The sequence below is a fragment of the Streptomyces sp. NPDC028298 genome, from assembly GCF_055565895.1.
Window position 1 is genome coordinate 1,349,659 of the sequence record NZ_JBVHTL010000001.1, and the last position, 23,814, is coordinate 1,373,472.

Here is a 23,814-nt window from a genome sequence, read left to right on the forward strand (position 1 = left end):
CCGCCCTACCAGTATGAGAGGGTCCGCGACGATGGCCGCACCATTGTTCACAGCGTCCGACCTCGCCGTGAATATTCTCAGCGCGCAGTCCCTGCTCGCCGCCTTCGGTGTGCTGGGGGTGGGCGTGGTGATGTTCGCCGAGACCGGCCTGCTGATCGGCTTCTTCCTGCCCGGTGACTCGCTGCTGTTCACGGCGGGCCTGCTGTGCACCGGCTCGGGGCAGAACGGCCTGAAGCTGTCGCTCCCCCCGCTGCTGATCGCCGCGGCTCTGGGCGCCCTGATCGGCGCCCAGACGGGCTATCTGATCGGACGGAAGGCGGGCGGAGCGCTGCTCGCCCGTGGTTCCTCCCCACGGCTGGCGGCGGGCGCGCACCGGGCCGAGGAGCTCCTGGAGCGGTACGGCCACGCCAAGGCGATCGTCCTGGCCCGCTTCGTCCCCGTCGTGCGTACGGTGCTGAACCCGATGGCGGGCGCCCTCGGTGTGCCGGTGCGGACGTTCACCGTCTGGCAGGTCGCCGGCGGCCTCGTCTGGAGCGTCGGCCTCATCCTCGCGGGCTACGCGCTGGGCTCGTCCATCCCGAACGTCGACAAGTATCTGCTCCCGATCGTCGCGGTCATCGTCCTCGTGTCCCTGGCCCCCCTCGCCGTGGAGCTGTACCGCTCGCGCCGCCGGGCCGCCGCCGCGGGCGAGGAGGAGGCCACCGCGGACCAGGAGGAGGTGCGGGGATGATCCTGGCCTTCGACGGATCCCGGATCGACGGCTCCGCCTACCGGTACGTGACTTCTCTCGCCCGGTCCTCCCCCTCGTGGCTCGACGGCACGGTGTCCTTCTGGTCGACGTACGGACTCGGTCTGTTCGCCGTGCTGATGGTGCTGGCCTGGTGGCGCGCCCGGCGCGAGAGCCCCGGCGCGGCGCTGCTCGCGCTCACCGTTCCCGTCGTCGTGGTCGTGGCGTACGTGGTGGATCTGGGGATGAAGCTGCTCGTGCGCGAGGACCGGCCCTGCCAGACCCTGCGGGTGGCCACGCTGGAGGCGTGCCCGGCCCGAGGCGACTGGTCGTTCCCGAGCAATCACGCGGCGATCGCGGCCGCGGCGGCCGTCGCGCTGTTCCTCCTCTCGCGCCGCCTCGGCACCGTCGCCGTCGTGGCCGCGGGCCTGATGGCCGCCTCCCGGGTGTGGGTGGGCGTGCACTATCCGCACGACGTGGCGGCGGGTCTGCTCGTCGGCACGCTGGTCGCGATGACGATGGTGGCGGCCCTGCGCCGGCTGCCCGACGTGTCGGGCCATCCGCTCACCGCCTCGCGGCTCGGGGTCCTGCTCCTGGCGCCCCGGCTCGCGAAGAGCGGGTGAGCGGGCTGTATGCGCCGGCGGATCCTGGTCGTCGAGGACGACCACGCGCTGCGTGACGTCCTGCGGCGCGGGCTGTGGGACGAGGGCTTCGACACCGTGCCGGCACCGGACGGCGCCACCGCGCTGCGGCTGGCCGGGGACGGCATCGACGCGGCCGTCCTGGACGTCGGCCTGCCCGACGCCGACGGACGGGACGTGTGCCAGGCGATCCGGGCGGGCGGCTTCAGCTCCCCCGTGATCTTCCTGACGGCCCACCACCACCTCACCGACCGGCTGGCCGGCTTCGCCGCCGGAGGCGACGACTATCTGCCCAAGCCGTTCCACCTGACGGAGCTGGCGGCGCGGCTGCGGGCGGCCCTCAAGCGCGCCGGACCGGTCGCGACCGGCACCGCGGGCGACCTGCTGCTGGACCCGGTCGCGCACAGTCTGACCGTGCGCGGCCGTCCCGTCGCGCTGACCCCGACGGAGTTCCGGCTGCTGGCGGCGCTCATCGCGGCGTCCGGCGCGATCGTCGGCCGGCGCGAGCTGACCCGGGCCGGCTGGCCCGAGGGAGCCCAGGTCAGCGACAACACGCTCGACCAGTATCTGACCCGGCTGCGCCGCAGGCTCCGGGACGGCGGCAGCGAGCTGACGGTCACGACCGCCCGGGGCGTCGGACACCGGCTGTCATGAACCACGGTCCCCCGAACGCGCGGCCGAGGCCGGCGGCGGAGCCCGTTACGCCCGCCGTGCCCTGGCGGGCGCGCGCCTCCCGCTGGGCCCCGGCGACCCTGCGCGGCCGGCTCTCGCTGGTCGCGCTGACCGCCGCCACCTTGCTGATGGTGATCCTGACGGTGGCGTTCAACACGGTCGTACGACAGCGCCTCCAGCACCAGGCGGACGACGAGCTGCGCACCCGGGCCACCGCCGTCGCCGCGACCCTCGACATCAGCGGCACCCGGGTGCGCGTCCTGGAGACACCCGGCGAGGAGTGGCTCGACGCGAACGTGTGGATCTACGCGGGCGGGCGGCTCCTGGAGAAACCGCCGACGGCCACCGCCTCGGGTCCGCTCACCCGCGCCGCCGGCGCACTCGCCGCCCGGGGCGGTACGGGCTGCCTCACCTCCGGCGCGCACGGCCCGGTCCGGCTGTGCGCGCGCCCGGTGCCGGGCGACCGCTCCGGCGCGGCCGTCGTCACCGCCCTCGACCTGTCGCCCTACCGCGCCTCGGCCGACACCCTGCTGTTCGCGTCGCTCGCGCTGGACGCCGTCATGCTCGCCTGCACGTACGCGCTCACACGCCTCGCGGTCGGGCGGGCCCTGCGGCCCGTGCGCACCATGACCCACCAGGCCACCCGGTGGAGCGCGGTGGCCTCCGAGGAACGCTTCGGGAACGCCGCCCGGCCCGACGAACTCGCCCGGCTGGGCGGATCGCTGGACGCGCTCCTGGACCGCATACGGGCCCTGCTGCGCCACGAGCGGCAGCTCACCCGCGAGCTGTCGCACGAACTGCGCAATCCGCTCGCCCGGATCATCGCCGAGCTCGACTGGCTGCGGTCCCGGCCCCGGTCGGCCGAGGAGACGTGGGCCGCGCACGAGGCCGTGGCGGACGCGGCCCGGTCCATGCGCACGATCTGCGACACGCTGCTCGACGACGCCCGCGACAGCGCCGCCGCCGCACCGGGCACCAGCGAGGTCGTGCCCGTACTGCGCCGGCTCGCGGACCGGGCCGCGACGGCCCGACCGGAGGTGGAGATCACCGTCCGGGGCCCCGGGGACGGCCCGACGACCGGGGTGCCGGACACCCTGACGGCCGGCGTGCCGGGCACCCTGACCGTCGGAGTGCCGGACGCCCTGCTGGAGCGCATCGTCAGCCCGCTGCTCGACAACGCCCTGCGACACGCCCGCTCCCTGGTCACGCTCCGGGCCGCGGCGGTGCCCGGGGGCGTCCGGGTGGAGGTCGGCGACGACGGACCGGGCGTTCCGGCGTCCTTCGCGCCGCAGCTCTTCCTGCCGGGGCGCCGCGCCGATCCCGGGGACGGACACGGCGGAGCGGGCCTCGGTCTGCCGCTCGCGCGACGCCTGGCCCGTTCCGCCGGCGGCGAGGTCCATCACGAGGAGGCGGACACCCCGGGCGCGACCTTCGTGGTGGGACTCCCGTCGGGGTGAACGGCCCGGCGACGCGCCGCCCACCCCGACGGCTCCCGCTGCGTGGCTCATGAGGCCCGAGGCTGTCAGCGGACGTCCGAACACATCCTGGCCGCCGTACGCCGCGAGCCCCGGGCCCCGCGTGTACCGGTCACAGCACCCGGCGGCGGATCAGTACACCCAGGGCCACCAGGCCGGGGAGCAGGGGCAGCCAGACGGTGAGCAGCCGGTAGCCGATCACCGTGGACGCCGCCGCCTCGCCCGGCGCTCCGGCCAGCGTGAGCGCCAGCGCGAGAGCGGCGTCCAGGGAGCCGATGCCGCCCGGGGTGGGCAGCAGGACGGCGGCGCTGCTGGCCGCGAGGTAGACGAGGGCCACCCGGGCCGGGGACAGCGGCAGCCCGATGGCCTGGGCGACGGCGATGACCACGGTGGCGTGCAGCGCGGCAAAGGCCAGCGAGCCGCCCCACAGCGCGGCGGCCCGCGCGGGGAGTTCGTGCACGGCGCGGACGTCCAGGAGCACGCGACGCAGCGCCCGCCGCAGCGGTCCGGCGAAGAGGGCGGCGGCGAAGGCGGCGACCACGGCACCGGCCGCCCAGGCGGCCGCGGTCCAGGCGTTCGCCGTCAGCCTGGGCAGACGGAGCGCACCGGGACAGGCCAGGGCGAGTCCGCCGATCAGACAGCCGCGTACGACGGTTCCGGCGCAGGCCTTGACCGCGAGCGCGGTGGCGGAACGGGCGAGGGGCAGTCCGCACCGGGTCAGGAAGCGCAGATTGACCGCGCCCGCGCCGAGACCGGAGGGCAGTACGTGGTTGGCGGAGGCGGCCGCGAACTGCACCGCCACCAGGCGCCCGGCGGGCAGCGGCTCCGGCACCGCGCCCTGCTGGGCGAGGGCGGAGCACACCCAGGTCGCGAGGGTGGCGACGGCCGCCACCAGCAGCCAGCCCCGGTCGGCGTGGGCGAGCCGATCGGCTCCCGCCGCGATCACCGGCCAGTGCCGGTGGGCGAGGAAGCCCGCACACACGACCACGACCAGCGAAAGCCCCGCGTGCCGCCCCACCCGTCCGTCCCGCCCGACGACCCGCCGCCCGACGACCGCCCACCTGCCGCCCGCGGGTGACACCGCCCCTCCGGGCCCGGCCACGGCCTCGGTCACCCTTTCCGGCCGCCCACACGCCGACTCGGACAGACCGGCCATGGGCTCGCGCACCCCCGACACCGGCTCGCGCATGCCACGCACCGGCTCCGGCACGGCGGCACCCTCCACCCCGGGCGGCGACACCCCCGGGGCACCGGACGACCGGCTCCCGTCCGGCGGTGCGAGCGGCTTCGGGCGAGGGGTCACGGCGTGGGGCTCCCCGCACCCGGAGAGACGTAGATGTCGACCGCGCCCGCGCGGTGGGGTGCCCAGGCGTGGGCGTATCCGGGAGGCGAGCCGCCCGGGGTGGTGACGACGGCGACCGGCATGCGCCGGACGGAACGCGCGATGCCGGCCGCGGTGGCGTTGGCGTTGTGCCCGGAGGTCGCCACCGAGGAGCAGCCGGCGTAGAAGGCGATGGGGACGGACCGGTAGCCGGCCAGCGCGCAGGGCGGCCGCACCCCGAGCCGGTGCAGTTCGGCCGCCGTCGCCGCCCAGCCCCGGTGGCTGTCGGCGGTGCGCCGCACCGTGCTCTCCAGCACCGCGAACTGCACGGCCAGATGCGCGGCGAGCCCGAGGGCCACCAGCGTCACGGTCACCGGCCGCCACCGGCCGCCGGGGGCGGTGACGAGGTGGACGAGCGCGTCGGCGACGGGGATCACGGCGAGTGCGTAGACAGGCAGCAGGAAGCGCGGCGCCGCGTATCCGATCATGAGGAGATACGGGACCGAGGCCGTCGTGGCACAGGCCAGGAGCAGCAGGGTGGGCACCGGGCGACGGGCCCGGACGGCGATCACGAGGCCGAGAGCGGCGACCACCGGCAGGACGAACCACCACACCATCACGGCGGGTTCCGGCATCCCGCCGGTGCAGGGCCGGCACAGCACGCGTCCGCCGAGACTGCGCATCTGGTCGCCGACCGCGATGTTCCAGCCGAGGCCGCCCTGGATGCGCGATCCGTCGGAGAGCCGTTGCCCCAGGCCGCCGTAGCTCACGTACGCCTCGACGATCCACTCGACGGCTCCGGCCGACAGACCCGCGACGAGCGCGAGCAAGGGGCGGAACCGCCGCCACCGGGGGGCCGCCACGGTGAGGACGAGGAGCGGCAGGGTCACCCAGACCGCGTCGGGGGGCCGCATCCACGCCATGAGCGCGGCGCTCAGTCCGATCCCCCACAGGGCCGCCCGGTCGCGGCCGCCCGCCTGGGCCCGGAGGAAGCACCCGACGCAGGCCAGGGCGCCGATCGCCACCCAGTAGTTGGGCATGACCTGCGGGCCGTAGAAGACGGTCACCCACAGCGTCCCGAACAGGGCGCCCGCCAGGGCGAGGACGCGCGCGGGGAACAGCCCGCGCCAGACGCGCAGGGCCACGAACAGGCCGAGCCCGGAGAGCAGGGCGAGGTAGATCCGCAGCAGGGTGGTGGAGGAGGACCAGGAGGCCACCGGGGCGACGAGCAGCGAGATTCCCCGGGCCCGTGGCGCGCTGAAGAACGCCGCGGGGGCGTGCGGGGAGACCTGGCTGACGTACACGGTCTCGTCCCAGCCGAGCCCCATGTCCGGGTGCACGAGGACCAGTTGGGCCAGGGTGAAGGCGGCCGCGACCAGCGCGAGGAGACCCAGGTCACCGGGCCGCCGGGACACCCGGGCCGTCCTGTCCGGCGGTCCGGGCCGCCGGATGCCGATGAGCGGGACGTTCAGGGTCTTGGCCATCGTCCACCCTTCAGCCCTACACACTGTAGGGTTCCTTCACCCTACAAGACGTAGGGTGAAGCCGGGAGCCGGGGAATCACGGACAAACTACCGCTCACCGGAAGAAGGTGCCGAACGGGACGGGCATCCGGGTGCATTCGGGGAACACGCGCCCCCGCGCACCCCCGTCCCGGACCCCGGACCGGCACCGTTCCGGGGTCGACTACGCGCTGTAAGGTGACGGGCATGGCTGGCACAGGTCCCCACGGAAGGGCGGAACGGCGCAGCGCGGGCGAGCTGGAGAGCGAGGTCCTCGCCGCCCTGTGGGCCACCGACGACGCGCTCACGCCCGCCGAGATCCAGGCCGAGATCGGCGGCGGCCTCGCCTACAACACCGTGCACACCATCCTGAAACGTCTGTACGACAAGGGACTCGTGCTGCGGGATGTTGACGGCCGGCGCGGCGCGTACCGCCCCGCCAAGAACGCGGCCGAGCTGACGGCCGAGGCCATGCACGAGGCGCTGGACCGCGGACCCGACCCGATCGCGGCCCTCCAGCAGTTCGTCACCGGGCTCAGCCGCCAGGAGGAACAAGCCCTGCGCGATCTCCTGGGAGGGAACGGGCCGTGAGGATCGACGTCTACGTCCCCCTCGTCCTCGCGCTGCTCCTGACCTCGGTCGCCCCGCTGGTCGGCAGGCGGGTGTCGCCCGGTCTCGCCGCCCGTGCCCTGGTCGCCGCCGCCGTGCTGACCGCGGCCGCGTCCACCTGGGCGCTGCTGCTGCTCGGGGCCACACTGATCGACCAGGCGCCCGCGGTGATCGCCGAGGCGGGCGAGGAGGGCCGGGTGCTGCCCGAGCCCGTCCCGGAGACCGTCGCCGTGCTGGCGGTGGCCGCCCTCGCCGTGATCGCCCACCGGCTCCTTCATGTGGTGCGAGCACACATCGCGACCCGCAGGGTCCTGCTCAGGCTCTGCGAGGGTCACCCGCCGGACAGTGAGCTCGTCGTCGCCGCCTCGCCGACCCCGCGCGCCTTCGCGATCCCCGGCAAACCGGGCCGGATCCTGGTCACGGCCTCGATGCTCGGCGCGCTGGAGCCCGCCGAACGGCGGGTCCTGCTCGCCCACGAGCGCGCTCACCTGACGCACCGCCACGCGGCGCTGTCGACCGCCGTGGCCCTGGCCGCCGCGGCGAACCCGCTGCTCGTACCCGTCCGCGACACCGTCGTCTTCCTGCTGGAGCGGTGGGCCGACGAGGAGGCCGCGAGCAGCGTCGGCGACCGGAACACGACGGCCCGCGCCCTGGCCCGCGCCGCCCTCGTCTCCCAGCACGCCCGCACCGGATGCGCCCTGCACTTCTCCGGACACGCCGTCAGCCGCCGCATCGCGGCCCTGCAGACGGCTCCCCCGCCCGTCGTACGGTCCGTCGGCGCGGCCGTGCTCGCGCTCGGCGCCCTGCCCGCACTGGGCGCGGTCGACGCCACGAACGACCTGCTGCACCTGCTGTCCGAGACACTGCCGGGCCTGTGACACGGCCAGGTCGGTGACGGCCCGGTCGGTGACGGCCCGGTCGGTGACGGCCCGGTCGGTGACATGGCCTGGTGACCGGCCTGGTCGGTGACCGGCCTGGTCGGTGACCGGCCTGGTCGGTGACACGGCCTGGTCGGTGACACGGCCCGATCGATAACACGGGCCCGCCGTGTCTTCGCTCGCCGGTGACACCCCTGTCGGTTACCTGGCCCGCCGGTGATACCACCCACCCTGGCCGACATCACCCGAACCGACGGCCCCCGGCGCCGGTGAGTCCCGCGCCGCCGGTGAGTCCCGGCACCGCCCGCACCACCTGAAGGACCGGCCGCCGTTCGGCGGTGGCGGCGGGTACGGTCGCGGTCATGACACCTTCCGACACGGCTGATCCGGGCGCCTCGCGCTCCGGGCGGGTGCGGTTCGCGACGTTCAACGTGCTGCACGGACGGACGCTGGTGGACGGCAGACCCGTGTCCGTCCGGACCGCGGACGGCCCCGAACTGCCGCTCGTCCGGGCCGTCGCGTCACTGGACGCCGACGTGGTGGCACTCCAGGAAGTGGACCGGCTCCAGGAACGCTCGGGCAAGGTGGACCAGGCCGCCGCCGTGGCCGCGGGGTGCGGCGCGCCGCACTGGCGCTACGCCTCCGCCTTCCACGGCATGGCCCGGGGAGCGGGCGGCTGGCTCCCGGAACCCTCCGTACCCGGCCTGCGGGTGTACGGGCCGCGCGAGGCCGAGGCGGGCGACGGCGTCCCCTCGCACGGCGTCGCCCTGCTGTCCCGGCTGCCGGTACGGCACTGGAGGGCACGCCGGCTGGCTCCGGCACCGGTCCCCATGCCGCTGCGGACGCCCGGACGCCGGGGACTCACCGTGTCCAGGGACCAGCCGCGGGCCGCGCTGGCCGCCGTACTGGAGGGAAGCCGGGGGCCGTTCACCGTGGTGGCGCTGCATCTGTCGTTCGTGCCCGGCTGGAACGTGCGCCAGTTGCTCGCCGTCCGCGCCTGGATCGCCGACCTGCCCGGACCCCGGGTGCTTCTCGGCGACTTCAATCTGCCCGGCGCGCTTCCCCGGACGGTCCTCGGCCTCGCCGGACCGGTCGGCGGCGGCAGAGAGCCCGGTGGCACCCCGCCGCTGCCGCGCGGCTGGCGGGACCTGGCCCGTACACCCACCTATCCGGCCCACCGCCCCGTGGTCCAGCTCGATCATGTGCTGGCCGAGGGAATCGCTGCGGGAGCGGCCACCGGACCGCACGCGCCGAGCACCCCCGTCTCGGACCACCGGCCCCTGGTGGTCGACCTGCCCCTGTGACCGGCCCGTACGACCGGACGACGGCCAACGGTCCGCCCGGCCGGCCCTCGCCTGCCGCCGTCGAGACCGCGCGCCGCTGCCCCGGCCCTGGGCATGGATCAGATCCGGACGCCGAACTGGAAGGGCATGTTGGCGATCGCCTCGTAGCGGACGACCGCGCCGCTGTGCGGGGCGTGCAGCACCTGGCCGCTGCCCGCGTAGAGGCCGACGTGGTGCTGGTCGCCGTAGAAGATGACCAGGTCGCCGATCTGGAGATCGCTCTGCGAGTAGATGCGGGTGCCCGCGTTGGCCTGGGCCTCCGAGGTGCGGGGTATGGTCACGTCGGCCTGGGCGTACGCCCACGAGGTGAGGCCCGAGCAGTCGAACGAGTTGGGACCCGCGTGGGTGTACACGTACGGGGCCCCGATCACGCTCTGGGCGGCGGCGAAGGCGGCGCCGGCACGGCCCGAGCCCTTGCTGTTGCCGAGGTCGACGCGCTGGCCGGCGCGGGTGGCCCGCTCCTGCTCCTGGGTGGCCAGCGCGGCCTTCTCCTGGGCGGTCAGCGTGTTGAGGAGCTTCTGCGCGGAGCCCAGCTTGCTCTGGACTTCCTTCTTCTTCTTGGCGAGCTCGGCCCGGGTGTCGGCGAGGTCCTTGAGCTTCGCGGAGGCCTCGGCACGCTGCTGGGCGAGCGAACGCTGCTTCTCCTGGACCTTCTTGAGCGACTCGACCTGCTGGGCGCTCAACTGGTCCATGGCCGAGGCCTTGTCCAGGAAGTCGTCCGGGTCGGAGGAGAGGAAGAGGGCCACGGAGGGGTCGATGCCGCCGGTGCGGTACTGGGCGCTGGCCATCGAACCGAGACCGTCACGCAGCTCGTTGAGCTCTTCCTGGCCACGGGCGACGTTGTCCTGAAGGGAGTTGATCTCCTTCTGGAGCTTCTGCTGCTTCTCCTTGGCGCCGTCGAGCTTCTCCGTGGCCTGCTCGGCCTCTTCGTAGAGCTTGTCGACCTTGGTCTTGACCTCGTCCTTGTTGGGCTTCTCGGACGGCGCCGCGTTGGCGGCGTTGGCGCTGAGGACAACAGCGGCAGCGGCGGCAGTGGTGAACACGGTGACGCGGGTACGGCTCGGCTGCTTGGGTCGACGGTGGGACGCCACGAAAGCAAGCTCCTTTTTTCCTCCGGCCGCCTGCCGAATACGCCGACGGGCGGTGATCCTTCACTGTCACCCCCAACGAGTGAACGACCGAGCAAAGGTTCGGAGGGGGACTGTAGTGACACAATCTTCATCAGAGCAAGTGGCGTTGTAGCGACCGGCGCTGAGTGACAAAGACGAGTTGCGGCTTTCCTTCGGAGTTCCTGCCGGGTGGGCGCCAGATGTCGGCCTTGGATTCAACCGGTCGGGGCGACACTCCCGGCTCGCGAAGAAATCCCAGGCACGTGCGCGAGGGATGGTGAATTTCGTCGCGTCGGCGTCAGGCTCGTCATGCCTGAACGTCGGCAGGCTTGTTCTTTTGGGCAGGTACTGCCGGAGCAGTTCCTCGACCGGTCGGGCATCGGCGATCTGTGAACGCCACCGGCCTTTCGTCACGCGGCGCACCCCGGTGCCGCCGAACGCCCGTTCCCGCGCGGCAGTCTCCCATCGGACACACGTCACCCGCTCGCCCGCGTATGCCATCCTCGACCAGCGCTGTCGCCGGCCGGGTGCATCCAACTCCGTCGAAGCGGATCCGACTCAGCGGGAACCTTCAGCCGGTTGCCGGACACGTATGGAGCATGGAACTGAACCACGCTGGTCCCGCTGCACCGGTCGGAGGGGTCTCTGACCGGGAGCTGTGGGCGAGGGCCGTCGACGGCGACCGGGAGGCGTTCGGCCGGATCTTCGACCGCCATGCGAAGGCCGTCTACAACTACCTGTTCCGGCGGACGGCCGACTGGTCCGAGGCTGAAGACCTCACGTCGACCGTGTTCTTGCACGCTTGGCGTCGGCGATCGGAGACGGTGCTGGACCGCGACTCGGCCTTGCCGTGGCTGCTGGGCATCGCCGACCGTCTGCTGTCGAATGCCTGGCGGCGGCTGAGGCGGGCCGAGGCGTTGTTGCACCGGCTCGTCTCGCATGGCGAGCCGCCGGTGGTCGACCACGCGGACCGCGTCGCCGTCCTGGTCGACGACGAGCGTCGTATGTCGGAGATCCACCGGGCACTGGCCCGGCTGCCGCGCCATGAACGAGAGGTCGTCGAGCTCTGCGTGTGGTCGGGACTGGATCAGCAGGCGGCTGCGGCAACACTGCAGGTGGCGGTCGGAACGGTGAAGTCCAGACTGCACCGCGCGCGGCGGAGGCTGGGAGCCGACCTCGTCGGCGGAGCCCCGGTTTTGGCGTCGTTCAGTTCGAAGAATCCTGTCAACGCGGAAGAGGTCGCACGATGAATGACATGCCGGGCGTTCCCGCGGCTCCTTCCGATCGTGATCTGCCGAACCACCGGCGGACCCGGGAGGAGCTCCTGACCAAGATCGGTCCAGAGGACAACGGTGCTTCGCTGCGGCGCAGGTGGGGAGTGCCGCTGGCTGTCGCCGCCGGCGTCGCGGGAGTAAGTGTCGCGGCCGTGTCCGTGTTCGGCGGGCCGGGGGACGCCGAGCCACTTCTCGCCGGGACTGCCGGAAACCCTACGAACGCCGCCGCGTCACCGACGCCGAGCACAACGCGCGAGTTCACGTCGGCCGGAGCCGGCTCAGCGCCGTCTTCGACGCGTACGACTTCCACCGCGGACGCGTTCACCGTCACCAGCGGGACGACGACCCCGGTCGACGCCGGGACCGTCGCCAAGATCCTGGCTTCCTGCCTGGGCTCGGATGCGTCCCGGTACCACGCGGTGGTCGCGGCCCGCGCTCCCATCGCCTCGCGGAGCGGGGACGGCGTGGTCGTCGCCGTCAACTCCGACGATCAGTATGTGCAATGCGAGTCAAAGGGCGACAAGGGAAGCAGCCAGGATTCTCCGCCCACGTTCATCAACAATCGCCTGTGGGGCACCGGTCATTCGATCGAGTATTTCGACTCCACCCTCGAGCCCGCCGGCAAGGGGCGGTACCTCATGCTGGGTGCCGGGCATTACACATCCGACATCACCAAGGTCGCGATCAGCTACGGCGACAACCCGCAACAATATCCAGCGGTCATGGCAGGCGGCGCATTCGTCTACGCGGCGGCTCTCTCCACGGAAAACCCTGACTCCCATTACGTGGGCCCGAGCCCCTACGTCCACGCCTACAACGCATCCGGCAAGGAGATCTACAACCAGAAGACGGACCCGCAGTTCACCGACAAACAGTAGGCCGGCTATTTCGACCGACCCTCAGGTGGACCCAAGGCCGCTCGCATCAATGTTGGTCATCGGGCGGCTGAACGGGGCGCCGCGGGTGGCGGGCGCGCGTTCAGCCGCGCGCCGGCGAAGGGCAGGATTCGTCGAACCGTGCCGCCAGGGCGACCACTCGGTCAGCTGCTTGTCGGTGAGCCTTTCCCGACCTGGGTCCGCGCTGGTGAGGTGGGGGGACGGCCTGCCTCGCCGGCCCTTGGTGACAAGACCCGGGCCGAGCAGGTGGCAACCGCCCCCATGCGCGGCCATATGGATGGCATTTGCTCCAAAGGCCTGCCAAAGCCCTGTGCTCCACGGCGATGTTCGTTCTCGGTGGGTCATTCTTCGGTGCTGCGAGCACGTATGAGGGCCGCCCGGCACGGGGCACGGGAGCGCGCGTCGCCTTCGTCCACGCCCTGTTCACCGGTGCCCCGGACCGGCCGGCCGCCATCCCCACTCTTTGCACCAGGAGCAGCACCATGACCGTCCGCAAGGTCCGCCTCGCAGTTGCCGCCGTCACGACCGCCGCGGTGGCGGCGCTGTCCGCCGCTCCGGCGGCGACCGCGTCCGCCCCCGCTCTCCCCCACAGCCCGGCACACCCCCGCAGCGGGGCGGTGTTCGTCCAGAGCGACAACACCACCGCGAACACCGTCGTCGCCTACCACCGTTCCTCCGACGGCACGCTCAGCCGTCGTGGCGTGTACCCGACGGGGGGCCGCGGCGGCGTGCTGGACGGCTCGGTGGTGGACCACCTGGCGTCCCAGGGGTCGCTCGCCTACGACCGCAAGGCGGGGCTTCTCTACGCCGTCAACGCCGGCAGCGACACGCTCACCCTCTTCGCGGTGCACGGCGACCGGCTCGAACGTCTCCAGATCCTCCCCACCGGCGGCGACTTCCCCGTCAGTGTCACGTTCCACGGCAACCGGGTGTGGGTGCTCAACGCCCTTGACGGCGGCTCCGTCCAGGGCTTCGTCCGCACCGGTCACCGGCTGGAGGGGGTCGACTCCTGGCACCGCCGGCTCGGCCTGGACCCCGACGCCACCCCGCAGTTCACCCACACCCCCGGGCAGATCTCCTTCACACCCGACGGCTCGAAGCTCGTCGTCACCACCAAGGCCGGCGCCAACAGCATCGACGTCTTCCGGCTGAACCGCCGCGGCACGCCCGTCGGCCGTCCCGTGGTCACCGCCACCCCGGGCGCCGTGCCGTTCGGCTTCACCTTCGACCCCGCCGGACGCCTCCAGGTCACCGAGGCCGGACCCAACGCCGTCGAGACCTTCGCCCTCCACCGCGACGGCACCCTCACCTCGCTCGGCCAGGTCCTCACCGGCCAGGCCGCCACCTGCTGGATCGTCGCCACCGACCACAAGCTCTACGCCTCCAACGCCGGCAGCGGCTCGCTGTCCGGCTACCGCGTGCGCCGCGACGGCACCCTGGCCGCCCTCGGCAACACCCCGACCGACCCCGGAACGGTCGACGCCGCCGTCTCCTCCGACGGCCGCAACCTGTATGTGCAGACCGGCGCGCAGGGCCGCGTGAACGAGTTCCGGATCAACCGCGACGGCTCACTCACCCGCATCGGATCGGTCACCGTGCCCGGCGCCGTCGGCGGCGAGGGCATCGTCGCCGGCTGACCCGAACACCGGCGTACGTCACCCCGGCGCCTGCGCCGCATGCCGTCCCCGGCCCGCCTCGCACAGGGGCCGGGGCGGCGGCGTACTCCTCGTCGGTGCCGTGGGTCAGCCAGTGCCGCCCCGAGGTCGGTCGAGTGGGCCGGGCGGAAGGGATCGGCGGGCAGAACCGCTTCAGAGACGGGGCTCCAGCACCTCCAGGGCTCCCGTCTCGGTGTCGTAGCTGCGCAGGGTGGTGAGCTGGACCGACACCGGCGGCGCCGGGAGCAGGCCGGGGATCCGCCGGCCGGCGAAGGCGTCCGCCCGCCGGGAGCGGCCGAGGGTGACGTGCGGGCTCCAACGCGCCGGATCGTGCAAAGGGTTGAGGGTCTCGGACGGACTGTCGGAGGCCACCGCGTCCCACACCAGGCCATGCAGGCCGGCCAGGGCGGAATCGAGATCAAGGGCCCAGGCCAGTACCGAGGTCGGCCGTTCGAAGCGGACCAGGCCGGTGAAACGCACCGGCAGGGGCAGGGCTGCGGCCGCCTCGGCCAGCTCCCAGCGGATCGGGGCGGTCAGCTCCGGGCAGGCGGCCAGGGTGAGATGGGGGCTGTTGGTCGGTGAGCGGTGGCGCGCCTGGCTGGGCAGGCCCGCATCCGCCAACCGCCGCCAGGCCTCCCGGACCGCCAGGTCCGCCGCCTCGTCCAACAAGACCTCGACCGTGCGCACCGGCGCAGCCTACCGGTGACGGCCTGCGGATCGGTCACCCCGGCTGCTCGACGACTGTGCCGCCTACCCCTGCCTACGCCCGCGCGCCGCCCTGCGGTCGGACTTCCCTCCGGTCGGAACAGGAACAGCGCGGTGAGCGAGGCTTTCCGTCGATGCGGGAGTCGATGTCCGTCAGACGGCGACGATGCCCTCCATGCCGGACTCACCGAACCGGGCCAGACCCGTGCCGACCGTCGTGATCTTGGTGAGTGAGCCGTCGGCCTTCACCTGGAAGCCGTCGATGGTCCCGGAGACGGCGTTCTGGACGTAGACGAACCGCTCGTCCCTGGTCACGGCGAGGTCGATCACGCCCTGCGACTTGGCCGAAGGCGGCGTGGCGATGCCCACGTCGTTGGTCAGGGAGAGCCGGCCGTGGCTGTCCATGCGGTATCCGGTGACGGTGGAATTGCCGGTGTTGCCGCCGTAGAAGTGGTTGCCGGCGCGCTCGAGCCAGCACAGGGTCTCCTGGCCGTTGGGCAGGGGCTTCTGGAGGACCTTCAGGGTGCCGTCGTGCCGCACCTTGTACGTGGTGACCGTGGACTTCGCGGCCTCCGCGACGAGCATCCGCTTCCCGGTCGCGTCGAAGCTGATCGCGAACGGGACGGCGCCGGCCGACTTGTTGACCACGGGTGCGGCGACGGCCGGCAGGCCATTCCGCTTCAGGGGAAGTACTTCGACGGTGTCGGCGGACTTGGTGGTGACGACCAGGTCGCGCCCGTCCGGGGTGAACGCGACCTCGCCCGGAGAGCTGGAGAACAAGGGGACGTCCTTGTTGTCCAGACCCAGGTAGCGGCGGGACCCGGCCAGCGGCCGCAGCCCCTCGCCGGTCATCTCGAATCCCTGGACGCTGCCCCGCCCGCCCGCGTTCATCACGTACGCGACCCTGCCGTGCACGGCTATGGAGGCGGGGAACTTGCCGCCCGAGCTGACGACATGCCGGTTCTTGAGCCGGCTCCCCTCGACTTGGAAGGAGGTGACCGTGCCGCTGCCCGCGTTGACCGCCAGCAGCATTCCCGAGGTGTCGTCGTAGACGAGTGAGCCCTGGGAGGCGAGCGAGTCGGTCGGGGCGTCGACCTGGTCACCGCCCTTGCCGCCGGTGGCGTAGGTCCCCGAGGCGTTCAGCGTGCCGTCCTCGCCGCGAGCGAACACGTGGATGGTGTTGCCGCCCAGTTCGTTGCCCTGGACGAAGACGGCGTGGTCGGCCCCGGGCGCGCTCCCGGCGTGCTGGCCGGCCGATGCCGCGGTCACGGCCACCGTGGCCGCCGCCGCGACGGCAAGGGCCCCGCCGCCGATCATGATCCGCCGAGTTCGCGACCCCGCCCGATGGCCGCCCCGGACGGCGGCGGGTCGACTCGTACGGCGATGGTTCTCGGGGGTGCTGTTCATGTGCGCTTCCCGTCCTCGTGAGGTGTCTTCGCGGTGCGGTCCGCTGCTGCGCGGACCGCACCAGAGTGGACGGTGAGGCTGGTGTGGCGGCACGGAAACTGCGGCCGCGTCAGACTCTCGTAAGACCGTTCTCGACCGGGGGTGACATGGCGGCGCCCACCCGGGCCGATGTCCTACGGAACCCTTGCATGCTCGTCTCCCGCGGACTCAACACGCCCACGCTCACAGGCGTGTTGACCATGCGAAAGCTCGCCCTCGTCACCGCCAACCCGCTGGTGGTGGCCGCAGCGGGCGCAACGCATCCGCGTGGGCTGTTCCGCTCGACGGCCTCGGAGTGGACCCGGCTGCACATCGTGCTCCTGCCGGTCTTCCCCCCTGCTCGCCGTCGGCCTCCTGATACCTCTGTGGCACCGGCCTCGCCCCGGCCTCGCGGGCGTCGCCACGATGGCGGCCTGGGCGGGCGCCTTCGGCTACGCCGCCTTCCACACCGGTCCTGACACGGACGCCGACGTGGCGGTCCGGGCGGCTCTACGTCACCATCATGCAAGGGCAGGCGCCGAGCCAGAACGGTCCCTCGACTCGCACCACAGCGCTTTTGACACCGGCGCAGCTACGGGCCATCGCCACCAGCCCGCGGTGGTGGTGACGCCCGCGGTCGCCGTGCGGCCGGCCCGCACGGCTCAGGCCGCGTACCGACCCGCCGAACGCGACGGGCACCTCGTCACAGTCGCCCCGCGAACGCGTCGTACGCCCGCTCGTCGAAGAGCACGAAGCGGACCTCCGCGACGTCGGTCTCGGCGGCCCGGACGGTCTCCACCGCGATGCGCGCGGCGTCGTCCATCGGCCAGCCGTAGATGCCCGCGGAGACGGCGGGGAAGGCGACCGTACGCGCTCCGAGCTCGTCGGCGACCTTCAGCGACTCGCGGTAACAGGAGGCCAGCAGCTCCGAGCGGTCGTCCTCCTGGGAGTAGCGGGGACCGACGGTGTGGATCACCCAGCGGGCGTCGAGGTCACCCGCCGTCGTCGCGACCGCACGGCCGGTGGGCAGGCCCTTGCCGAGATGGCCGGCCCGCAGGTCGCGGCACGCGGCGAGGATGGCCGGGCCGCCGCGACGGTGGATGGCTCCGTCGACGCCCCCGCCGCCGAGCAGCGAGGAGTTCGCCGCGTTGACGACGGCGTCGACGCTCTGCCGGGTGATGTCGCCCCGTGTCAGCGTGATCGTGGTCATGACTCTCTGAGCCTCCTCCAGACGGCCTTCGCCGCGTTGTGCCCGGACATCCCGTGCACTCCGGGACCGGGCGGGGTGGCCGAGGAGCACAGGAAGACGGCGGGGTGCGGGGTGGCGTACGGGTTCGGGGACAGCCTGGGGCGCAGCATGAGCTGGAGTCCGGAGGCGGCGCCGCAGGCGATGTCACCGCCCACGTAGTTGGCGTTGCGTGCGGCGAGGACGGGCGGTCCGGCGGTCGCGCGCGCCAGGACGCGGTCGCGGAAGCCGGGCGCGAACCGTTCGAGCTGGCGCTCGATGGCGTCGGTGAGGTCGCCGGTCCAGCCGTTCGGGACATGGCCGTAGGCCCAGAAGACCTGCTTGCCCTCGGGGGCCCGGGAGGGGTCCACGACGCCCGGCTGCACGGTGATCAGGAACGGCGCGTCGGGCGCCCGGCCCTCGCGCGAGGCCGCCCTCAGCGCGGTGCTGATCTCCGCCCGGCTCGCCCCGACCTGGACCGTCCCGGCGACGCGCGCCTGCTCGGCGGTCCAGGGCACGGGCCCGTCCAGCGCGTAGTCGATCTTGAAGGCGCCCGCTCCGTACCGATAGCCCTCGTAGTACCGCCCGAAGCCCGCGATACGGGCCAGGGCCTTGGGCGAGGTGTCGAAGACGTACGCCCGTGCGGGGGGCAGGTCGTCCAGGCGCTTGACCTCGTAGTCGGTGTGGACCGTGCCGCCGAGGTCCTTGAGGTAGGCGGTGAGCGCGTCCGCGATGGACTGGGAGCCGCCGCGCGCGACGGGCCAGCCCCGGGCGTGCGCGGCCAGCGCGAAGACCAGGCCTACGGCGCCCGTGCCGATTCCCTCCAGCGGCGCCATGACGTGCGCCACCAGACCGGCGAACAGGGCTCTGGCCCGCTCGTCGCGGAAGCGGCGCATGAGCCAGGTCGACGGTGGCAGACCGGTCAGGCCGAAGCGGGCGAGGGTGACGGGGTCGCGGGGCAGCGAGGTCAGCGGCAGTGACATGAAGTCGTGCGCGAGGGTGTCCCACTTGCTCAGGTACGGCGCGACGAGCCTGCGGTACGCGCCCGCGTCCCGCGGCCCGAAGGAGGCCGCCGTCTCGGCCACGGACCGCGCGAGCACCGCCGCCGAGCCGTCCGGGAACGGGTGCGCCATGGGGAGCTCCGGGTGCAGCCACTCCAGGCCGTACCGGTCGAGGGGCATCGCGCGGAAGGCGGGTGAGTTGATGCCGAGCGGATGCGCCGCCGCGCAGGGGTCGTGCCGGAATCCGGGCAGGGTCAGCTCTTCGGTGCGCGAGCCCCCGCCCACCGTGTCACAGGCCTCGAACACGGCCACGGAGAAGCCCCGGCGGGCCAGCTCCACGGCGGCCGTCAGTCCGTTCGGCCCCGCACCCACCACGACCGCATCGAGCATCGACGGCACCTTCGGACTCCTTTGTCAGCCGACGGCCACTGAGCATCAGGATATGCCGGAGCACCGACAGCCTTGACGGCACGGGGCGTTGGACCGAAACGCCCCGCGCCGTACGCCCGGCCGCCACCAAGGGAACCGGGACCTTCGCGGGCCGCGAAGGCCCACTCGGGCCCGGCCGTGGGGCCCGCCCTCAGGCGCGGGCCGCCACCCAGTCCGGCTGTGCCGTCAGCAGGCCGGTCACCCGGCGGGCCGTGGCCTCGTCCCGGGCCGCCGTGAAGGGCAGCGCGTTGCCCCCGGTGACGCGGAAGGGCTCGCCGGTGAGCGTCAGGTGGGCACCGCCCGCCTCCTCGACCAGCAGCAGCCCCGCCGCGTGGTCCCAGGCCGCCTCCCAGCTGAAGGCGACCGCGTCCAGCTCCCCGCGGGCGATGGCCAGATACTCCAGGCCCGCCGAACCGCACGGGCGCGGGACGACACCCTCCGTCCACAGTCCGAGGAGGGCGCGCTTCTGCTCGTCCGTGGTGTAGTCCGGGTGCGAGGTCGCGATGTCGAGGTCGCTGCCCGGCTCGGGCGATCCGGAGCGCAGCGGCACGCCGTCGAGCACGGCCCCCCGCCCCCGGATCGCGGTGGCGAACTCGCCCCGGGCGGGCGCGTACGTCCAGGAGGCGAGCACCACGCCGTCCAGCACGAGCGCGACCAGCGTGCAGAACCCGGGGTCGCCGTGCACGAACTGCCGGGTGCCGTCGACGGGGTCGACGATCCAGACGGGCGCCGAGCCGCCGATCGCCTCGTAGGTCGCGGGGTCGGCGTGCACCGCCTCCTCGCCGACCACGACCGAACCCGGCAGCAGTGCGGTGAGGGCCTCGGTGAGGTACTTCTCGGCCAGGCGGTCGGCGTCCGTCACCAGGTCGTGCGGGCCGGACTTCTGGTCGATCTCGTCCGCGGAGAGCTGCCGGAAGCGGGGCATGATCTCCGCGGCGGCGGCCTTGCGGATGGCGTCTTCCACGTCGGCCGCGCGCTGTGCGAGAAACTCGTCGATGGTTTCGATGTCTTCGATCATGGCTCCATGACAACACGCCTCACTGACAATCCTCACCCCTCCGGGGTACTCCAGGTGGAATCACCATGAACTCCCGGGGCGGCGCGATCATCAGCCCGGCCGCCCCTCCCGGCCCGGGAGGACCTCAGCGGCCGACCGCGTACCCCTGCATCCCGCGCGGATTGGCCGCCGCCGACAGGATGCCGGTCCGGGGATCGCGGGCCACCGCGCACAGCCGTCCCTCGGACCAGGCCTCCGCGACCGTGACGTCGTGGCCCCGGCGGCGCAGCTCCTCGACGACCTCCGGGTCCGTGCGGGACTCGACGGTGAGGCTGCCCGGACGCATGCCGCGCGGGTAGAAGGAGCCGGGAAAGCTGTCGTTGTGCCAGTTCGGGGCGTCGATCGCGCCCTGGAGATCGAGCCCGCCGCGCACCTCGGAGCGGAGCGCCACGGACAGGAAGAAGTGCGTCTGCCACTGGTCCTGCTGGTCGCCGCCGGGGGTGCCGAAGGCCATGACGGGCACGCCGTCGCGCAGCGCCAGGGAGGGCGTCAAGGTGGTGCGCGGCCGGCGGCCCGGGGTCAGGGAGTTGGGCAGCCCCTCCTCCAGCCAGGCCATCTGGAGCCGGGTGCCGAGCGGGAAGCCGAGTTCCGGGACGACCGGGTTGGACTGGAGCCAGCCGCCGCTGGGCGTGGCGGCGACCATGTTGCCCCAGCGGTCGACGACATCCAGGTGGCAGGTGTCGCCCCGGGTGCCTCCGTCCGGTGCCACCTCGGGTTCCGCCGCCGCGCGGGCCATGGTGGGCTCACCGGCGCCCGGCACCGCGAGCGCGTCGAAGCCGGGCTCGTCGGCGGCCGCCACGCGCGCATGCCCGCTCAGCCGCGGTTCACGGCCGCCCGGACCGCCGGGACGCAGTTCGTACGACGCCTTGTCCCCGACGAGCGCCCGGCGGGCCGCGTTGTAGGGCTCCGACAGCAGCTCGCCGAGCGGCACCTCGGCCGCGTCGCCGTACCAGGCCTCCCGGTCGGCCATGGCGAGCTTGCAGCCCTCGACGAGCAGGTGGACGTACTCGGCGGAACCGTAGCGGGGCAGTTCGGGCGGGAGCAGCGCGAGCTGCTGGAGCAGGACGGGGCCCTGGCTCCAGGGGCCCGCCTTGCACAGGGTCCAGCCGCGCCAGTCGTACGTCGCCGGGGCCTCGTACGTCGCGGACCAGCCCGCCAGGTCGTCGGCGGTCAGAGTGCCGGTGTGGCGCTCGCCGCTGGTGTCCATGGTGGGCCGGGCGGCCTGCCGGACCAGGGCCTCCGCGATGAATCCGGAGCGCCACACCTCCCGCGCCGCCTCGATCTCGGCCACCCGGTCCCCCGCGCCGGAGACCTCGTCGAGCAGCCGTCGCCAGGTCGCGGCGAGGGCCGGGTTGCGGAACAGTTCGCCGGGGCGCGGTGACCGGCCGCCGGGGAGGTACACCTCGGCCGAGGAGGTCCACTCCGTCTCGAAGAGGGCGCGTACGGCGTCCACCGTCTCGCCGACGCGTTCCACGGGCGCGTGCCCGTCCTCGGCGTATCCGACGGCGTACCTCAGGACGTCGGCGAGGGTTTTGGTGCCGTGGTCGCGCAGCAGCAGCATCCACGCGTCGAACGCGCCCGGCACCGCGGCGGCGAGCGGGCCGGTGCCGGGTACGAGGTCCAGACCGAGGCTCCGGTAGTGGGCGACCGTCGCTCCGGCGGGCGCGACGCCCTGCCCGCACAGCACCCTCACGGGTCCGTCCGCGGGGGCCAGGATGATCGGGACCTCGCCCGCGGGTCCGTTGAGGTGGGGTTCCACGACATGCAGGACGAAACCGGCCGCGACGGCGGCGTCGTAGGCGTTGCCGCCGTCCTCCAGGACCGCCATCGCGGACTGCGAGGCGAGCCAGTGGGTGGAGGACACCATCCCGAAGGTGCCCTGGAGGGTCGGTCGGGTCGTGAACATGCCTGCCACCTCACGGTTCGGAGCGATGGGCCTCGGTCCCGACTATGGCATCCGTCCCGGCCCGGACCACAGGGCGGGCGGGGGTCAGGTCACGGGCGCCCAGGCCGTGGTCCCCAGGACGTTCTCGGGACCGATGTCGAGGGGGTCGGGCAGCCGGAGGGTGACGGCCGACTGGCCCCGCTGCGGTGCGACCCGCAGGGACACGCCGTCCTCGGCGTTCATCCGCCAGTACAGGGAGGCCCGCGCGCTCTCGCCCGGCTGGAGCGTGAAGGGTTCGGGGCCCGGGTCCGCGGGGGCCATGGGCACCTTGTCCGTCCCCGCCACGGCGCGCACGCCCGTGATCGGGGCGCCGTCGCGGTCCAGGACGTGGACGACGGCCGGGCGGCCGTTCACCTTGTACGGGTGCTTGCCGCAGACGGTGAGGGTCAGGGTCATCCCGCGCAGACCCATGGCCGCGTCGACGGGCCCCGTCTCCAGGCGCACGCCGGACGACGGGCAGGGGCCCGGCCGCGTCGGCACGGTCTTCGACGGCTCGGGCAGCTCGATGACGAGAGAGTCGCCGGGGGTGCCGGACGGGTCCGGGAGATGGGCGGCGTCGGTTCCGACGACGCTCGGGACGGGGTCCGGGACGGAGGTCCGCCCGGGGTCGCGCTCACGGTCGATCTCGGCGGACAGGCCGCAGCCCGTGACGGTCGTCGCGACCAGGCACAGGAGCAGGACCGGGCGCACCCACTTCTCCCGGAGCGCGGCGCTGCGGGACGGAGCGCGACGCGCGGGTAAGGAGACGGTGGGGACTTCGGAGCGGGCCGGGGGTCCGAAGGGGGCGGCCGCGCCGGCGCGGCGCCGGTTCGTCGCGATCATGGGCCGATCATGGCACGAAAGCTCCGCGGAGGGCATCGCTCCGCCCGCCCCGGCGTACGCGGCGGAGGCCCGACTCGCCTGAAAGCAGAGCCAGTTGAAGGTGGGCCTCGGCCGGGCGGCCACGCCGTCGCCCGGTCGGGGCACGGCGTCCGGCCTCCCCGGAGCCGGGGACGGACCGATCACCATGGGACACGACAGGAAGAAAATGACGATCATCGGATCGAACAAAACCGACATGTTGCCGCAGCGGCAGTCAATCGACGCCAAGGTGAGTCACCGTCATCACACGGGCATGCCGCCCGTCGGCCCTTCCGCCCCACGGCGTCTCATGTGACACTGGCGTCCCGTCCGCAGTGCGGACTCCTCCGCACCATCCCCCACGAGAAGTGCGCTTTGGGTTCTCTTCCTCTGCCGCTCGCGCTCGCCGCGCGCCTGCTGCCCGTCGCTCTGCTCGCCTCCGCGGGCTGGGCCCTGGCGACCGGCCCGTCCGAAGCGACCCCCAACGCCGAGGACAAATCGACGCAAAAACAGACATCCGACACGCCGTCGGCCCCTTCGGCCTCGGCTGCCGTCAAGACGTTCGCCGCGTCACCCGCGCCCTGTGGCGGGGTCCAGGTCGCGACGATCAAGTCCCTGGTCCCCGGCGCCAAGACGGCCGGCCAGGAGATCGCGTCGACCGACAAGGCGGTGCGCCGCACCTGCTCGTGGAACGCCCTGAAGGGCTTCGACTACCGCTGGCTCGACGTCTCGTACGAGATCAAGGACTCGAACGCGGCGGCGGAGAAGGCCTACAAGGACCGGGTCGCCGACAAGAGCGGCGGCGGCGCGGTGCCCGGTCTCGGCGACTCCGCCTACTCGGTGGTCAACCTCAGCACCGAGGACAAGCAGGAGACCCGCGAGGGCGTGGTCATCGTCCGGGCGTCCAACGCCCTGGTGGTCGTCACCTACAACGGCAGCGACTTCGAGACCAAGAAGGCGCCCGGCAGCGACGAGATCAACAAGGGCGCCATCAAGGCGGCCAAGGAAGCGGTGGCGACGCTGAAGGACGGCCAGAGCCAGAAGAGCTGACCGTCCTCCGGTCGCCGCCGGTCCGCAGCCGGCGA

22 protein-coding genes are annotated in these 23,814 nt (G+C 73.1%); 11 read left to right on the forward strand and 11 right to left on the reverse strand.

Annotated features, from left to right (window positions below; genetic code table 11):
* Positions 1–13 precede the first annotated feature (13 nt).
* The 4 genes from ACZ4TO_RS05990 to ACZ4TO_RS06005 are packed head-to-tail and all read left to right on the forward strand — an operon-like array spanning position 14 to position 3,497.
* Complete coding sequence (locus tag ACZ4TO_RS05990) at positions 14–730, forward strand: DedA family protein (RefSeq protein WP_468023536.1); 717 nt, start codon at positions 14–16, stop codon at positions 728–730.
* A complete protein-coding gene (locus ACZ4TO_RS05995) occupies positions 727–1,350 on the forward strand; it encodes a phosphatase PAP2 family protein (protein ID WP_382788109.1) in 624 nt (207 codons plus the stop codon). The genes ACZ4TO_RS05990 and ACZ4TO_RS05995 overlap by 4 nt, the downstream gene beginning before the upstream one ends.
* A 9-nt stretch (positions 1,351–1,359) precedes the next feature.
* Positions 1,360–2,022: a response regulator transcription factor gene (locus tag ACZ4TO_RS06000; protein ID WP_382788111.1), complete on the forward strand. Its 663-nt coding sequence runs from the start codon at positions 1,360–1,362 to the stop codon at positions 2,020–2,022.
* The gene (locus ACZ4TO_RS06005) at positions 2,019–3,497 is read left to right on the forward strand and encodes a sensor histidine kinase (RefSeq protein WP_468023537.1); all 1,479 of its coding nucleotides are present in this window, start codon (positions 2,019–2,021) and stop codon (positions 3,495–3,497) included. The genes ACZ4TO_RS06000 and ACZ4TO_RS06005 overlap by 4 nt, the downstream gene beginning before the upstream one ends.
* A gap of 130 nt (positions 3,498–3,627) precedes the next feature.
* On the opposite strand, the gene ACZ4TO_RS06010 is transcribed toward ACZ4TO_RS06005, so the two are convergent.
* Both ACZ4TO_RS06010 and ACZ4TO_RS06015 read right to left on the reverse strand, forming a co-directional pair.
* Positions 3,628–4,704, reverse strand: a complete 1,077-nt coding sequence (locus ACZ4TO_RS06010) for a lysylphosphatidylglycerol synthase transmembrane domain-containing protein (protein ID WP_468023538.1) — start codon at positions 4,702–4,704, stop codon at positions 3,628–3,630.
* 110 nt (positions 4,705–4,814) lie between these two features.
* Positions 4,815–6,320: a hypothetical protein gene (locus ACZ4TO_RS06015; RefSeq protein ID WP_382788117.1), complete on the reverse strand. Its 1,506-nt coding sequence runs from the start codon at positions 6,318–6,320 to the stop codon at positions 4,815–4,817.
* A gap of 225 nt (positions 6,321–6,545) precedes the next feature.
* Between ACZ4TO_RS06015 and ACZ4TO_RS06020 the strand changes: the two genes are divergently transcribed.
* Together ACZ4TO_RS06020 and ACZ4TO_RS06025 are read left to right on the forward strand one after the other, a co-directional pair.
* Positions 6,546–6,929: a BlaI/MecI/CopY family transcriptional regulator gene (locus tag ACZ4TO_RS06020; protein ID WP_382788119.1), complete on the forward strand. Its 384-nt coding sequence runs from the start codon at positions 6,546–6,548 to the stop codon at positions 6,927–6,929.
* Positions 6,926–7,825, forward strand: coding sequence for a M48 family metalloprotease (locus ACZ4TO_RS06025; protein ID WP_385049184.1), 900 nt, complete (start codon positions 6,926–6,928; stop codon positions 7,823–7,825). Before ACZ4TO_RS06020 ends, ACZ4TO_RS06025 begins: the two co-directional genes overlap by 4 nt.
* A gap of 241 nt (positions 7,826–8,066) precedes the next feature.
* Here the strand turns inward: ACZ4TO_RS06025 and ACZ4TO_RS06030 are convergent, their stop codons facing one another.
* Entirely contained in the window at positions 8,067–8,189 is a 123-nt protein-coding gene (locus ACZ4TO_RS06030) for a hypothetical protein (protein ID WP_468023539.1), read from the reverse strand.
* Between ACZ4TO_RS06030 and ACZ4TO_RS06035 the strand changes: the two genes are divergently transcribed.
* Positions 8,188–9,129 (forward strand): endonuclease/exonuclease/phosphatase family protein, encoded by a 942-nt coding sequence (locus ACZ4TO_RS06035; RefSeq protein ID WP_468023540.1) that lies wholly within the window; start codon positions 8,188–8,190, stop codon positions 9,127–9,129. The two genes, ACZ4TO_RS06030 and ACZ4TO_RS06035, sit on opposite strands and share 2 nt — an antisense overlap.
* Before the next feature lie 98 nt (positions 9,130–9,227).
* Here the strand turns inward: ACZ4TO_RS06035 and ACZ4TO_RS06040 are convergent, their stop codons facing one another.
* Entirely contained in the window at positions 9,228–10,259 is a 1,032-nt protein-coding gene (locus ACZ4TO_RS06040) for a C40 family peptidase (protein WP_468023541.1), read from the reverse strand.
* 617 nt (positions 10,260–10,876) lie between these two features.
* Here ACZ4TO_RS06040 and ACZ4TO_RS06045 point away from each other — a divergent pair.
* The 3 genes from ACZ4TO_RS06045 (at position 10,877) to ACZ4TO_RS06055 (ending at position 14,084) form a co-directional block, all read left to right on the forward strand.
* Positions 10,877–11,527: an RNA polymerase sigma factor gene (locus tag ACZ4TO_RS06045; RefSeq protein ID WP_385049194.1), complete on the forward strand. Its 651-nt coding sequence runs from the start codon at positions 10,877–10,879 to the stop codon at positions 11,525–11,527.
* Positions 11,524–12,429, forward strand: a complete 906-nt coding sequence (locus ACZ4TO_RS06050; protein WP_468023542.1) for a hypothetical protein — start codon at positions 11,524–11,526, stop codon at positions 12,427–12,429. Before ACZ4TO_RS06045 ends, ACZ4TO_RS06050 begins: the two co-directional genes overlap by 4 nt.
* Positions 12,430–12,929: 500 nt before the next feature.
* The gene (locus ACZ4TO_RS06055) at positions 12,930–14,084 is read left to right on the forward strand and encodes a lactonase family protein (protein ID WP_468023543.1); all 1,155 of its coding nucleotides are present in this window, start codon (positions 12,930–12,932) and stop codon (positions 14,082–14,084) included.
* A 171-nt stretch (positions 14,085–14,255) separates the two neighbouring features.
* On the opposite strand, the gene ACZ4TO_RS06060 is transcribed toward ACZ4TO_RS06055, so the two are convergent.
* From ACZ4TO_RS06060 to ACZ4TO_RS06090, 7 genes are all read right to left on the reverse strand, one after another.
* On the reverse strand, positions 14,256–14,789 hold the full coding sequence (locus ACZ4TO_RS06060) for a 2'-5' RNA ligase family protein (RefSeq protein ID WP_382788133.1): 534 nt from the start codon (positions 14,787–14,789) through the stop codon (positions 14,256–14,258).
* A 171-nt stretch (positions 14,790–14,960) separates the two neighbouring features.
* Positions 14,961–16,214: a lactonase family protein gene (locus ACZ4TO_RS06065; protein WP_468023544.1), complete on the reverse strand. Its 1,254-nt coding sequence runs from the start codon at positions 16,212–16,214 to the stop codon at positions 14,961–14,963.
* A gap of 721 nt (positions 16,215–16,935) precedes the next feature.
* On the reverse strand, positions 16,936–17,442 hold the full coding sequence (locus tag ACZ4TO_RS06070; protein ID WP_385049208.1) for an O-acetyl-ADP-ribose deacetylase: 507 nt from the start codon (positions 17,440–17,442) through the stop codon (positions 16,936–16,938).
* Positions 17,439–18,848: a phytoene desaturase family protein gene (locus tag ACZ4TO_RS06075; protein WP_385049211.1), complete on the reverse strand. Its 1,410-nt coding sequence runs from the start codon at positions 18,846–18,848 to the stop codon at positions 17,439–17,441. Before ACZ4TO_RS06075 ends, ACZ4TO_RS06070 begins: the two co-directional genes overlap by 4 nt.
* A 190-nt stretch (positions 18,849–19,038) precedes the next feature.
* Positions 19,039–19,905 carry an inositol monophosphatase family protein gene (locus tag ACZ4TO_RS06080; protein ID WP_468023545.1) on the reverse strand — a complete coding sequence of 289 codons (867 nt, stop codon included), beginning with the start codon at positions 19,903–19,905 and terminating at the stop codon, positions 19,039–19,041.
* Positions 19,906–20,029: 124 nt separating this feature from the next.
* Positions 20,030–21,850: a gamma-glutamyltransferase family protein gene (locus tag ACZ4TO_RS06085; RefSeq protein ID WP_385049217.1), complete on the reverse strand. Its 1,821-nt coding sequence runs from the start codon at positions 21,848–21,850 to the stop codon at positions 20,030–20,032.
* An 84-nt stretch (positions 21,851–21,934) separates the two neighbouring features.
* Positions 21,935–22,711 carry a DUF4232 domain-containing protein gene (locus ACZ4TO_RS06090; protein WP_385049220.1) on the reverse strand — a complete coding sequence of 259 codons (777 nt, stop codon included), beginning with the start codon at positions 22,709–22,711 and terminating at the stop codon, positions 21,935–21,937.
* Positions 22,712–23,104: 393 nt separating this feature from the next.
* On the opposite strand from ACZ4TO_RS06090, the gene ACZ4TO_RS06095 reads away from it, so the two are divergent.
* Positions 23,105–23,779, forward strand: coding sequence for a hypothetical protein (locus tag ACZ4TO_RS06095; RefSeq protein ID WP_382788148.1), 675 nt, complete (start codon positions 23,105–23,107; stop codon positions 23,777–23,779).
* Positions 23,780–23,814: the final 35 nt, after the last annotated feature.

Coding starts and splice junctions, on each gene's coding strand:
- ACZ4TO_RS06030 (WP_468023539.1), bottom strand. CDS start 8,189: ATGACCGCGACCGTACCCGCCGCCACCGCCGAACGGCGGCCGGTCCTT.
- ACZ4TO_RS06010 (WP_468023538.1), bottom strand. CDS start 4,704: ATGCGCGAGCCGGTGTCGGGGGTGCGCGAGCCCATGGCCGGTCTGTCC.
- ACZ4TO_RS06005 (WP_468023537.1), top strand. CDS start 2,019: ATGAACCACGGTCCCCCGAACGCGCGGCCGAGGCCGGCGGCGGAGCCC.
- ACZ4TO_RS06085 (WP_385049217.1), bottom strand. CDS start 21,850: ATGTTCACGACCCGACCGACCCTCCAGGGCACCTTCGGGATGGTGTCC.
- ACZ4TO_RS06000 (WP_382788111.1), top strand. CDS start 1,360: ATGCGCCGGCGGATCCTGGTCGTCGAGGACGACCACGCGCTGCGTGAC.
- ACZ4TO_RS06015 (WP_382788117.1), bottom strand. CDS start 6,320: ATGGCCAAGACCCTGAACGTCCCGCTCATCGGCATCCGGCGGCCCGGA.
- ACZ4TO_RS05990 (WP_468023536.1), top strand. CDS start 14: ATGAGAGGGTCCGCGACGATGGCCGCACCATTGTTCACAGCGTCCGAC.
- ACZ4TO_RS06020 (WP_382788119.1), top strand. CDS start 6,546: ATGGCTGGCACAGGTCCCCACGGAAGGGCGGAACGGCGCAGCGCGGGC.
- ACZ4TO_RS05995 (WP_382788109.1), top strand. CDS start 727: ATGATCCTGGCCTTCGACGGATCCCGGATCGACGGCTCCGCCTACCGG.
- ACZ4TO_RS06070 (WP_385049208.1), bottom strand. CDS start 17,442: ATGACCACGATCACGCTGACACGGGGCGACATCACCCGGCAGAGCGTC.
- ACZ4TO_RS06090 (WP_385049220.1), bottom strand. CDS start 22,711: ATGATCGCGACGAACCGGCGCCGCGCCGGCGCGGCCGCCCCCTTCGGA.
- ACZ4TO_RS06035 (WP_468023540.1), top strand. CDS start 8,188: ATGACACCTTCCGACACGGCTGATCCGGGCGCCTCGCGCTCCGGGCGG.
- ACZ4TO_RS06045 (WP_385049194.1), top strand. CDS start 10,877: ATGGAACTGAACCACGCTGGTCCCGCTGCACCGGTCGGAGGGGTCTCT.
- ACZ4TO_RS06050 (WP_468023542.1), top strand. CDS start 11,524: ATGAATGACATGCCGGGCGTTCCCGCGGCTCCTTCCGATCGTGATCTG.
- ACZ4TO_RS06080 (WP_468023545.1), bottom strand. CDS start 19,905: ATGATCGAAGACATCGAAACCATCGACGAGTTTCTCGCACAGCGCGCG.
- ACZ4TO_RS06065 (WP_468023544.1), bottom strand. CDS start 16,214: ATGAACAGCACCCCCGAGAACCATCGCCGTACGAGTCGACCCGCCGCC.
- ACZ4TO_RS06075 (WP_385049211.1), bottom strand. CDS start 18,848: ATGCTCGATGCGGTCGTGGTGGGTGCGGGGCCGAACGGACTGACGGCC.
- ACZ4TO_RS06055 (WP_468023543.1), top strand. CDS start 12,930: ATGACCGTCCGCAAGGTCCGCCTCGCAGTTGCCGCCGTCACGACCGCC.